The sequence below is a fragment of the Alteromonas sp. HB246098 genome (assembly GCF_054890645.1).
The window spans coordinates 1,326,117-1,338,445 of the sequence record NZ_JBTZUG010000001.1 but is presented as its reverse complement, the minus strand read 5'-3'; the positions used below and the strand labels follow the sequence as shown (position 1 = coordinate 1,338,445).

Genomic DNA, 12,329 nt, shown 5'->3' with positions numbered 1-12,329 from the left:
TATCAAATGTTTACTTACAAATAAGTGCGTAGCAAACACTCGCAAATTCATGGATGTATGATACGTTATTCGTCCTAAATGTAGATATGGACATCATAAATAGTGAAACGATTTGCAATATTTCCTCTTGTCGCCTCTTTCTGTTCGTTTGGTAGTACCTTTCAGTGCGAAAGTGAGTTTAAATGGCTAAAAGAGACGTTCGAAAATAACGATGCCGGTTTTCAATATAGCGTCGAGAAAAAAGGACAGGACCTTTATTCCGCCCACAACAATGCCATCTTGGCTCGGGTACAAAGCGCGAAGAACGAACCGCAATGCCACACAGTACTTATCGACTGGCTTGAATTTTTTCGCAAGGGGCATATTGGTCTTGCGCTAAATACAAATAATTCAAACGAAACGGTAACCGAATCGAAAGTACATGATTTCGACTTATCAGCATTTAAACAGCATTTAGAAACTAAAAGTGATGAACCTCTTGAGGGGATTTGGCAATTTTCCAGCTATACGGTTGCGTTAAAAAAAGAAGGCAATGTCCATAAAGGCTATATCGTTGAAAGTACCAATCCGTCATGGAAGGCAGGGCAAGTAAAGTTCATTGTTAACGACCCTGAAGACGACAATGCCGCAAAAGTAACGTTTTTTATGGGCGATCACTCTGCAAGACAAATAAATAACATGATGTTCTTGGGTAATAATCATGTGGTACTGGGAAACAGCTTTATCGTTATGTCCCGTCAGGAACCGCGACAAGAATCATCGCCTGAAGTAAAGCGTTATGTAAGCCTACTTAGTGCAAAAGCCCCGCTATTTGAGAAAATTTCTGAGAACACAGTGCTAGTTCGCATACCGTCTTTCAACCATGCCTTCAAAAAAGATATCGACGCCGTTATCGCTGAGCACCTGGACACAATTATAAAAACCGAAAACCTCATCATCGACATCCGGGGAAACGGTGGTGGTAGTGATGCAAGCTATGCTTCTTTACTACCAATTTTATACACCAACCCTATTCGCACTGTAGGCGTGGAATACCTATCTACCGAGCTTAACAACTCTAGAATGCTCGGCTTTTTGCAAAACCCTCATTTCAGTGAAGAAGAAAAGCAGTGGGCTAAAGACGGATATGACATTCTTCAGCAACATATTGGTAGCTACATCAATATTGGTGAAGATGTAACGGTAGAGACATTTGATAAAATTGAACCCTTGCCAAAAAGTATAGGCGTACTTGTTGATTCAAGTAATGGCAGCACCGCTGAGCAGTTCTTGCTGGCGGCTAAACAAAGCAAGAAAGTAAAGCTGTTTGGGCAGACCACTGCGGGTGTGCTCGATATCTCTAATATGTATCAAACTAATTCGCCGAGCGGTGCTTTTACCTTGCATTACAGTTTAACCAAAAGTTTGCGTATTCCCCACATGGCCATTGATGGAGTGGGCATTCAGCCAGACTATTATATTGACGAAGAGATTCCTATTTACGAGTGGACGTCTTATACGCAAAAGATACTTGAAGGCATGTAAACCCTTATAAACGGCAAGCATACGGTTATTTGCGAGTAACTAAGACCAAACTGGTTCATTTGTCTGGGGTTTTACATTATGGTGCGTCGTCAAAAATAATAATGGACCAACATTTATGGATTCAACGTCACGCCCTAGCCTGTTTCAGCGCTACATGAATGGCAGTTTGGTACTGCAAATTATCATCGGTATTGTATGTGGTATTGCGATAGCGAGTTTTTCACCTTCAGCTGCTCAATCTGCAGGGCTGTTGGGGAGTTTATTCGTAAAGGCCCTTAAAGCGATAGCGCCTCTATTAGTGTTTGTTTTGGTCATGGCGTCCATTGCTAACCACAAACAAAACGAGCAAACTTTTATAAAACCGGTACTAGTACTGTATTTATTAGGTACGTTACTGGCTGCGCTAACTGCCGTATTAGCAAGCTTTGCTTTTCCCACAAGTTTAAGTTTAGTGACCTCCGACATTAGCCAAGCTGCACCAAAAGGGGTGTCGGAAGTGCTTACCACCTTGCTTTATAACATGGTGGATAATCCGGTAAATGCATTAGTAAATGGAAATTACATTGGTATTCTCACGTGGGCTGTAGGTCTAGGTTTAGGTCTACGTCATGCTAGCGAGGCAACGAAAGCGCTACTTCAAAACATGGCAGATAGCGTAACAACCGTAGTGAGTTTTGTTATCAGGCTTGCGCCATTTGGTATTTTCGGTTTGGTAGCTAACACTATTGCTACAACAGGCTTCGAAGCTTTGCTTGGCTATTCCCACTTATTAACGGTACTCATTGGCGCAATGTTATTTATCGCACTTGTAACCAACCCGCTGTTAGTCTTTTTAGCAACGAAAAAGAACCCCTATCCTTTGGTGTTCAAGTGCCTGAAAGAAAGCGGCATTACGGCATTTTTTACCCGAAGTTCGGCAGCGAATATTCCGGTAAACATGGCGCTGTGTAAACGTTTAAAGCTTGATGAAGACACCTATTCGGTATCTATTCCGTTAGGCGCCACCATTAATATGGCTGGGGCTGCGATCACAATTACCGTGTTGACGCTAGCTGCGGTTAATACCTTGGGAATTTCTGTAGATTTCCCTACTGCTGTATTGTTAAGCGTTATCGCTGCGGTATCAGCATGCGGAAGTTCAGGCGTTGCTGGCGGTTCGCTATTGCTTATTCCGCTTGCCTGTAGCCTGTTTAATATACCCAATGAAGTGGCTATGCAGGTGGTCGCGGTGGGCTTTATTGTTGGCGTATTGCAAGACTCTGCTGAAACCGCATTAAATAGCTCTACCGATGTCTTGTTTACCGCCGCTGCGTGTGAAAGGGCGGGTGGCGAGTAAACGCAAATGTTTAACGCATCAGGTTTGCGAACTTATTGCATCTACCGCCTCAAAAATTAGCCGTGCAGCCAGCTTTGCTGTACGGCTATCAATATCATAATTGGGGTTCATTTCCGCAATGTCACACAGTCTCCATTGATACCCGTAAGTAAGTTGGTGCTGTGCTAAATAGTGTAGTGTGTTAATAACAAGAGCCGGAGAAATACCCAATGCGCTGGGAGCACTAACACCAGGTGCTTGTGCTGCTGGAAATGCATCTAAACACACCGTGATGTAAAGCTCATCGATGTCTTTTAGCATGGGAGATAGCAGCTCATCTATTCGCTGCATACAAAGCGATTCATCACTTAATGCTACGTCGGTTAAATAGCGCGTGTTAGATGTGTTAGCAAAGTCAAACAGTGCTGGTGTATTAGCCGCTTTCGATACGCCCAAACAAGCATAATGAAACGGTGTATCGTGTAACTGGCAGTGCTCATACACTTGCCTGAACGGCGTACCTGAACTGGTGTTGGGAGAAGGTTTTCTTAAATCAAAATGGGCGTCGAAATTAATAATACCAATGCGAGATGTTTTAGACTTAGCATTGAAAACGCCTTGATAGCTACCCCAAGCAATTTCATGTCCCCCTCCCAGCCCAATGACCAATCCATCACTTTGCTTGAGCGCATAACAAATGGCGTCGGCATATTGGGTTTGTGCCTGGGCTAAGTTCTCCTTGGCGGTAACATTCCCTAAGTCAGCTAATGATGCGCTTGGCCAGTGCCAGGGTAAATTTGCAAGCGCCTGGCGAATAGCGTTTGGACCAGCAGCTGCACCTACGCGGCCTTTGTTAAATGCCACACCTAAATCACTTTCAAAACCAACAAGGGTAACGGCGTTGGCTAATGAATCATCTTCGCCCACTTCAAGTTCGTTAACTTTTTGATGCCAACGTAGGCCCTCAATGCCGTCTTCACTGTCTATTCTGCCTTGCCACCTAAACATGTTTCCCCTCCTTGTACACGGCAATAGGGCGATGGCCATTAATACAGTAGGTAAGCTCTGCGGGGGTTTCGACATCCCATAAGGTGAAGTCTGCCAGCCTTCCTACATCGATAATACCTCGGTCTTGTAGCCCAAGTGCGCCCGCTGCATGCACTGTAGCGCCGCGAATTGCTTCTTCTGGGGTTAACTGAAACAACACGCAACTCATATTCATCGCGGTAAGTATAGAGGCTAACGGTGAACTTCCAGGGTTAAAGTCTGTCGCTATCGCCATTGGAACATTGTGGGCCCGAAGTGCATTTACCGGCGGCTTTTGCACTTCACTTAGATAATAAAACGCGCCCGGAAGCAATACGGCAACGGTACCACTTTGGGCAAGTAAGGGGATATCGCTGTCAGCTAAGTATTCGATGTGATCTACTGATAGTGCACCGTATTTAGCCGCCAAGATAGCACCTTTACTGTCGCTAAGCTGCTCTACATGAGCTTTAATTGGCAGGCCATGCTTTTGTGCACTGGAAAATACACGTTCTGTTTGTGAAGTTGAAAAGCCGATGGTTTCACAAAATACATCAACGGCGTCAGCCAATTTTTGCGAAGCAATATGAGGAAGTGCCTCATTGCAAATAAAATCAATATACCCGTCTGGGTCATCAGTAAATTCATTTGGCAGGGCGTGGGCGCCTAAATAGGTAGTTTGAATATTCACAGGAAGGTGTTGCTCAAGGGATTTAGCCACACGCAACATACGCGCTTCAGTGTCTAAGTCTAATCCGTATCCTGATTTTACTTCAATGGTGGTAACACCTTCTTCGCATAGTCGCTTTGCTCGCTTTATCGCTGTATTACGCAAAGTGCGCTCATCAGCACATCGCGTTTTTTCCACTGTACCTTTAATGCCGCCGCCTCGCTGGGCTATGTCAACGTAACTTGCGCCCTGTAAACGCATCTCAAACTCTTCAGCGCGGTTACCGCCGTACACTAGATGAGTATGACAATCGATGAATCCAGGCAATAACCATGGGGGCTTGGCGTTTGCTCCTTCATCTTCACCTTCATCTTGAGAAATAAGCGTAGTGGCATCAAGTACGTTTTTGGCTTGCTTAAGCACGTCGCTTAGTGAATTGTCGCAGGGAATTAGTGCAGCAATTTTTCCGTCCTTTAGAGCAATGGCATGTGAAGGTAATTCGCCATAAGGCAACCCATTGTTTTGCATAGATGCAATGCGAACGTTGTAAATAACCGAGTCGTACTGATAAGCCATAACGTGTTCCACCTTAAGTCACCTATTGCCTAGCTCTTTGCCTAGTTCTACCCAGTGCCATCACTGAAACATAGCGCAAATTTTAAAAATCAGTGTACTTGTGCATACTTGTATATACAAGTATGCTGTTAGCATATTATTAACAATTTAGTTGTGAACCCACGATATGCAACCTCGATACAGGGTAATTAAAACGGCAATTTTAGATGCTATTGAAAGTGGTGTAATGAAGCCGGGTAGTCAAGTGCCCTCAGAAAACCAACTTGCTCAGCAACATGGTGTTAGTCGAATGACTGCACGACGTGCGTTAAGTGAAATGGTGGACGAGGGCATTTTAATGCGCAGCCAGGGGATTGGCACGTTTGTGTCAGATAGTCGCCCTATGAGCTCAATGCTTGAAATCAAAAGCATTCGCGATGAAATAGAGCGGCGGGGGCATAGATACACTAACGAGATATTGGTGCTTGAAACTACACCTGCCAGTGATGCTATTTCACAGCGCCTAGCCGTTGATGTAGGAGAGCCTGTATTTCACAGCATTATCGTTCACTGTGAGAACAACTTGCCCGTTCAGTACGAAGACAGGTGGGTTAATCCAGCTTGGATTAACGACTACTTAGATAAGGATTTTAAAGCGCAAACCGCAAACTTTTATCTGAATCAAGTCGCGCCCCTTTCACAGGCGGACCATAGCGTAGAAGCTGTAATTGTTGAAAGAGATATTGCACAAGCGTTACTGATAAAGCCTAAAGAGCCTTGCCTAAAGATTACTCGAAGGACATTTTCCCGTGGGACGGGGAATGAAAATGGGTCAGCCGCTGTGGTTAGCCACGCTGTGTTGTTCCACCCTGGCAGTAGATACCGACTGGGAGGACACTTGGAGTTTTAAGTGTAAACGCGCCTAAGACGCTAACTCTGAAGTCGCTTTTTATAAAGCTACTGCTTCTTATAACAACAATATTTCAGTAAAAGAAAAAGACGCCTAGGAGAAGTTTATGAAACGCCTCGACCCTACAAGAGAAATTCGTGCCCCAAGAGGCAGTACGTTAAACGCAAAGAGTTGGCAAACCGAAGCGCCGCTTCGCATGTTGATGAATAACCTGGATCCAGACGTGGCGGAACATCCACAAAACTTGGTAGTTTACGGCGGCATTGGGCGCGCGGCCCGAGACTGGGCGTCATACGACAAAATTGTTGAAGTGCTTAAGCGCTTAAATACTGACGAAACATTACTTGTTCAATCAGGTAAGCCTGTTGGCGTCTTTCCCACCCATGAAAACGCACCTCGCGTGTTAATTGCTAACTCTAACCTTGTTCCGCACTGGGCGAATTGGGAGCACTTTAACGCTCTAGATAAAGAAGGTTTGATGATGTATGGGCAAATGACGGCAGGGTCGTGGATATATATAGGCTCTCAAGGCATTGTGCAAGGCACGTATGAAACCTTTGTGAGCGTGGCTAAAACCCATTTTGAGGGTAATGCTGAAGGGCGCTGGATTTTGACGGGCGGCTTAGGCGGTATGGGTGGAGCACAGCCACTTGCGGCTTCCATGGCTGGCTTTTCAATGGTGGCAGTGGAAGTTGATGAAACCCGTATAGATTTCAGAATTCGCACAGGCTATCTAGATAAAAAAGCCCATTCGTTAGAAGAGGCGATACAACTACTAGAGAAAGCCAAACAAAACGGTAAACCAGTCTCTATAGGCTTGCTCGGCAATGCTGCTGAGGTATTTCCCGATATGCTAGAGAAAGGGATCATTCCTGATGTTGTGACCGATCAAACCAGTGCTCACGACCCGCTTAATGGCTATCTGCCGGTTGGATGGACGCTAGATCAAGCCGAAGCGCAGCGTACAAAAGACGAAGCTTGTGTGATTAAAAAAGCGAAGCAGTCGATGGCATTACAGGTTAAAGCCATGCTGGGTTTTCAACAGGCAGGCGCGGCAACGCTCGATTATGGCAACAACATTAGGCAAATGGCTCTGGAAGAAGGCGTTGAGCATGCTTTTGATTTCCCGGGTTTTGTACCCGCTTATATTCGCCCGCTGTTTTGTCAGGGTATTGGCCCCTTTAGATGGGCTGCTTTATCTGGCGACCCAGAAGATATCTATAAAACGGACGCTAAAGTTAAAGAGCTTATACCCGATAATCCGCATCTACATAACTGGCTAGACATGGCCAAAGAACGTATACAGTTCCAGGGCCTGCCTGCGCGCATTTGTTGGGTTGGACTAGGTGAAAGACAAAAGCTTGGACTGGCCTTTAACGAAATGGTGCGCCGTGGTGAGCTAAGCGCACCAGTAGTGATTGGTCGAGATCATCTCGACTCTGGTTCGGTAGCTTCCCCAAATAGAGAAACCGAGGCCATGCTCGATGGTTCAGATGCGGTTTCGGACTGGCCGTTATTAAACGCGCTATTAAACACAGCAGGTGGTGCGACTTGGGTGAGCCTTCATCATGGTGGTGGCGTAGGAATGGGCTTCAGCCAACATTCCGGCGTGGTTATTGTCTGTGACGGTACTGATGCCGCGGCCGAGCGTATAGCTCGGGTACTTCATAACGACCCCGCTACAGGCGTAATGCGTCATGCCGATGCTGGCTATGACATTGCAAAAGATTGTGCCGCCAAACACGACCTTGACCTTCCTATGGTAAATTCCATGGCTAATAATCAAGGGGCTGGCAATGAAGGTTCGAGTTCTAGCTGTCATTCACACCAAAATAGCTCACACCAAAACTTAGGCGGGGAGGCGTAGTTATGTCCCAGACGTCTTTTTTCACTAAGCAAGACGGTGTTCAAAAGCTAACCCTTGTTCCTGGCACACTGACCCTAGAACAGTTAAGAGAAGTGCATCGAAACCATATTTACTTGTCGCTGGTTGAAAGTGCGATACCTGCCATAAACGCTGCCGAGCAAGTAGTGCTGAACGTCATAGAAGAAAATCGAACCGTGTACGGCATTAACACGGGCTTTGGGTTATTGGCTAATACGCGAATTGATGCCGATGAACTGGAGTTATTGCAGCGCAGTATAGTACTTTCTCATGCGGCAGGTACCGGTGACTTTATGCAAGAAGATACAGTGCGTTTACTTATGCTGCTGAAGATTAATTCGCTAGCACGGGGTTATTCGGGCATTCGGTTGAGCGTAATAGAGGCGCTGATTACCTTATTTAACGCACAGGTTTACCCTGCCATTCCTGAAAAAGGGTCGGTAGGGGCTAGTGGAGACTTAGCGCCTTTAGCACACATGAGTGTAGTGCTTTTAGGAGAAGGGGAAGCCTTCTACAAAGGAGAACGTATTAGTGCGGCCAAAGCATTAGAAATAGCTGGTATGCGGCCCATTGCGTTGGCACCCAAAGAGGGCTTGGCACTGTTAAACGGTACACAGGCATCAACAGCGTTTGCACTTCAGGGGCTGTTTTATACTGAAAATGCGCTTCATAGTGCTATCGGTATTGGTGCGCTCACGGTTGAAGCCGCGTTAGGTTCTCGGGTGCCCTTCGACCCGCGCATTCACGAAGTACGAGGCCATAAAAGCCAGTGTGATGTGGCGACTGCGTTTAGAGCATTGTTAGATACCTCAGAGATTGGTAACTCACACCAAAGATGTGAAAAAGTGCAAGATCCGTATTCACTGCGCTGTCAGCCGCAAGTAATGGGGGCCTGTTTACAGCAAATGCGATACGCCCAAGATATTCTAGTGACTGAAGCGAATGGCGTTAGCGATAACCCGCTAGTTTTTGTTGAAAGCAGTGATGGTTCGAATGTTAGCGAAGCGACCGCTGGCGATATTTTGTCTGGCGGAAACTTTCATGCGGAAACGGTGGCGATGGCAGCAGACATGTTGGCTATAGCGCTGTCTGAAATTGGCGCACTGTCAGAGCGCAGAATGTCGCTAATGATAGATACTCACTTAAGCGGCTTGCCTCCATTTTTGGTTGAAAACGGTGGGGTAAACTCAGGGTTTATGATTGCGCAGGTGACCTGTGCTGCACTTGCTAGTGAAAATAAAACCTTGGCGCACCCAGCATCCATTGATTCTTTGCCTACGTCTGCTAACCAAGAAGACCATGTGTCTATGGCGACATTTGCGGCAAGGCGATTAAGAGACATTTTTGACAACGTAGCGGGCATTTTAGCCATTGAATGGTTAGCGGCCTGCCAAGGTTTAGATTTTAGAAAACCCTTAACAACGAGTGAAAAGCTGCAGAAATTAATGCAGCTACTAAGAAAGCAGGTGCCTTTTTACGACAAGGACCGCTATTTCGCGCCAGACATAGAAAAAGCCAAGCAACTTATAAAACAATATGCGCTTATGGATAAAATACAGCTTAACCTGTTAGGCTAAAATGATCACAGACTCGGTAATTCGAGTAGGTACATAAAAGGTTATAATTAGCATAGAGGCGATAAAGGTATGAAAACAAGCGGACGTTGGATGAAGCGTAAAAAACACCGTGCTTTTTCAAATAAGATTTCAATAAAAAGCACCGCTTTCAAAGGTTCTGTACTTGGGCTACTCACTGCTTCGCTTTTTACATTAGCAGGCTGTAGTGATAGCGAAGTTGGCGATGTATCGCTTGGGCTCTTTACCACAAAAGATATCAAAATTGATGCGCTTCAAGACCCTGTTGTCACTGGCGTTACCTGTCATATTTCAAGTATTGAAGCGAATTTGGATTTGTCTGACCCATCAGACAGCTCTATTGCGTGCAGACAAACCGGCCCAATCACAGCAGAGATGCTAGAGGCTATTGATAAGTCAGATTCTGGTGAAGTGATATTCAAAAAATCTAAAAGCGTGTTTTTCAAAAATATGAAGCTTCGACGAATTTATGATGCAGACTCGAAGACGCTGATTTACTTATCTTACAGTACTAAAGAAACATCAGGAAGTTACAAACATAGCTTGTCTACTGTTCCCCTGTGGGAGACGCTTGCCTTCAAAAAGTCAACGTAAATACAAACGTGTAAATAACGCGAATGCCCTCGAAAGTGAGGGCATTTTTGATGATGTTCATAGCTTTTGATGCTAAGCGTGATAGCGTTTATGTACTAGTAAAGGAAGCTCAGCTATGAAACTTTACACATCTTTGGTGAGAAGGTGGCAATCGCTTAGAAAAAGCGCGTGTAAACCAGCATGGCGTTTAATGCAGTGTCATCGTCGGTTAGCGGGCTATCGCTAATGCTATCGTCAAAGAAAGTAGCGCCAACCTCTAAACGCGTCATACCGCCTAGAAACTGGCGGGTAGAAACAGCAATGCGGACTTCTGTATTAAGTGCGCTATCGCCGTTATATGTGTTTCGAAACGCAGTAGTTTCCTCGGGACGTACACCGTAATAATAGTCGACATAATTACTGTCTTGGTAGGTAACGCCGACTGATGGCTCTATCATGAAGTTATCTACTCTAAACTGTTTGCCTATTCGAGCAGACGCTTGATAGCCGTCGAACTTACCCAAAATATCCGCATTGGTTGATAATGAATATACCCAGCTGCCCGCATTATAGTTGAGGCCAACGCCAGCCGCATAGCTAAAGTCTCTATCTTCCATGCCGGTAAACACGGCGCTGTCATCTTCTTCATAACCTGCAAATACCGGCACAAGTTGGGCATCAAGGGTGAGGCCCTTTTCTCTAAATAACTCGTAACCTATGAATGGCCCGTAAACCCTAAGCTTTTCACCTGTGTAGCCAATAATAGGAATAGGCACAATACGGTTATCAAAGTCGGTATAAACGTCTTGAGATGCGGCAACACCAAAACCCCACATCCAGCCTTGAGGCTGTTGTGGTCTTGCTGACTGCTGTGCAGAAACGGTGGAGGAGAACACGAGTAATGTTGACAGGCTTACTGAGCCTAAACACTTTAATAGAGTCATTAATTAATTTCCTTTTTAATCACAATACAGCCTAAACTTCAGGTTCGATCAATTCTTTGCCTGCTCTTCACGTACAGTGTTTATTCAAAGGTGTAATCCAAAAGGGCTATATCTTTCTCAAAATGAGTGGCTACTAAATCAACTAACTCACTATTGCAGTAGCGGCGATAATCCCCCTCTATTGTTAGCTTTTCCTTTATGAAAAATGAAATCACTGGAAGCAGTGTGAAGGTTGTTTGTTACAGTCAAATTTAAAGCGATTTGGAAAGTTAAACTGTGCGCGAGAATGCTTAAAGTAACTTTCTATCGATAGAGAAGATTGCTTGTAATAAACTGAGAAGAGGTTTAGTGCAAAACCAGAATAGTCTAAATTCAGTATTAAGCTCATTAGCTTTGAAATAGGGAAGTGTTATGAAGTTTGTGACAAAGTTTAGTGTGCTGGTTGCCATATCAATGCTGGCAACAGGATGTGTAACGCAAAGAGGTGTGGAGCCAAGTGAAAGTGTTCCTACCGAGATTAATGTCGATAAATCAAGTTCAGGTGATCAAACAAATAATGATGCGCTAGATAAAGAGGTTGATGGTTCAGAGCAAGCAAGCGAGGACGAAGCAGATAAAGCTAATGAGCCGACAGAATTACCGAAGCAAAAGATAGGGGTTTTCATCAATGCTAATGAATTCCCATCGCACACCCATGTTGGTACGACTAAGTTTAATAACTTCTCGAAAGAGTACGCATACGACTGGCAGATAGCATCTACGCTTTTTACTAAACTTAAAGCAGCAATAGAGCAATCAAGCCGCTTTGAAGTGGTTGATGTATCACCCAAAGTTAAAGGAGCATGGCAACTAGATTTTGTGGTGAAGCAAGACAATAGTTGGTCTTTTAATGAAAATCAAAATGCACTTAGAAAATCGCTGTTAGCTGACGGTGTTACAAAAATTATTATTGTTCAAGAGGCACCAACAGTAGCCATCACAGAATGCGGTACTTATGGTTGCTCAGAACATCAAAGTGAAGGTTTCGGCCTTTTTACGCGGAGCTTCTTGGGAACCGATTATTACATCGCGTCTGCAAGTTTTGACATCAGCATTGAAAGCTTAGACAAGCCCGTAGACATAGCGTCGAAACCTTTGTTTAAAGAGTTACAAGATGACGCAATGAAGAACGTGCGCATTGAAGAATTTGTCCCACCTGAAGATTTTGATGAAGTGACAGAAAAAGAGCTAGCGCCTATCAAAGATTCAATCATTAGTTACTTCGATCGTTTAGCTGAAACGGCGGCCAAGTACTTTTCCAATAAATAGATTATAAAAAAACAAAAACGGGCA

The 12,329-nt window shown here is 44.8% G+C and carries 10 protein-coding genes; 7 read left to right on the top strand and 3 right to left on the bottom strand.

Features of this window, described 5'->3' with window-relative positions:
• Positions 1–102 precede the first annotated feature (102 nt).
• Both ACYTPF_RS05735 and sstT read left to right on the top strand, forming a co-directional pair.
• Positions 103–1,524, top strand: coding sequence for a S41 family peptidase (locus ACYTPF_RS05735; protein ID WP_461851482.1), 1,422 nt, complete (start codon positions 103–105; stop codon positions 1,522–1,524).
• 115 nt (positions 1,525–1,639) lie between these two features.
• Positions 1,640–2,860 (top strand): serine/threonine transporter SstT, encoded by a 1,221-nt coding sequence (gene sstT / locus ACYTPF_RS05730; protein WP_461851481.1) that lies wholly within the window; start codon positions 1,640–1,642, stop codon positions 2,858–2,860.
• Between the two features lie 18 nt (positions 2,861–2,878).
• Here sstT and hutG read toward each other — a convergent pair whose 3' ends face one another.
• Both hutG and hutI read right to left on the bottom strand, forming a co-directional pair.
• Positions 2,879–3,847, bottom strand: a complete 969-nt coding sequence (gene hutG, locus ACYTPF_RS05725; RefSeq protein ID WP_461851480.1) for a formimidoylglutamase — start codon at positions 3,845–3,847, stop codon at positions 2,879–2,881.
• Entirely contained in the window at positions 3,840–5,111 is a 1,272-nt protein-coding gene (hutI, locus tag ACYTPF_RS05720) for an imidazolonepropionase (RefSeq protein ID WP_461851479.1), read from the bottom strand. The genes hutG and hutI overlap by 8 nt, the downstream gene beginning before the upstream one ends.
• Before the next feature lie 166 nt (positions 5,112–5,277).
• Between hutI and hutC the strand changes: the two genes are divergently transcribed.
• The 4 genes from hutC (at position 5,278) to ACYTPF_RS05700 (ending at position 10,074) form a co-directional block, all read left to right on the top strand.
• Entirely contained in the window at positions 5,278–6,000 is a 723-nt protein-coding gene (gene hutC, locus ACYTPF_RS05715) for a histidine utilization repressor (protein WP_461851478.1), read from the top strand.
• A gap of 106 nt (positions 6,001–6,106) precedes the next feature.
• On the top strand, positions 6,107–7,867 hold the full coding sequence (gene hutU / locus ACYTPF_RS05710; RefSeq protein WP_461851477.1) for a urocanate hydratase: 1,761 nt from the start codon (positions 6,107–6,109) through the stop codon (positions 7,865–7,867).
• Between the two features lie 2 nt (positions 7,868–7,869).
• A complete protein-coding gene (gene hutH, locus ACYTPF_RS05705) occupies positions 7,870–9,462 on the top strand; it encodes a histidine ammonia-lyase (RefSeq protein WP_461851476.1) in 1,593 nt (530 codons plus the stop codon).
• A 69-nt stretch (positions 9,463–9,531) separates the two neighbouring features.
• Complete coding sequence (locus ACYTPF_RS05700; protein WP_179982502.1) at positions 9,532–10,074, top strand: CreA family protein; 543 nt, start codon at positions 9,532–9,534, stop codon at positions 10,072–10,074.
• 155 nt (positions 10,075–10,229) lie between these two features.
• On the opposite strand, the gene ACYTPF_RS05695 is transcribed toward ACYTPF_RS05700, so the two are convergent.
• The gene (locus ACYTPF_RS05695) at positions 10,230–10,997 is read right to left on the bottom strand and encodes a MipA/OmpV family protein (RefSeq protein WP_461851475.1); all 768 of its coding nucleotides are present in this window, start codon (positions 10,995–10,997) and stop codon (positions 10,230–10,232) included.
• Positions 10,998–11,408: 411 nt separating this feature from the next.
• Here ACYTPF_RS05695 and ACYTPF_RS05690 point away from each other — a divergent pair, with 411 nt between their 5' ends.
• Entirely contained in the window at positions 11,409–12,305 is an 897-nt protein-coding gene (locus tag ACYTPF_RS05690) for a hypothetical protein (RefSeq protein ID WP_461851474.1), read from the top strand.
• The last annotated feature ends 24 nt before the right edge of the window (positions 12,306–12,329 follow it).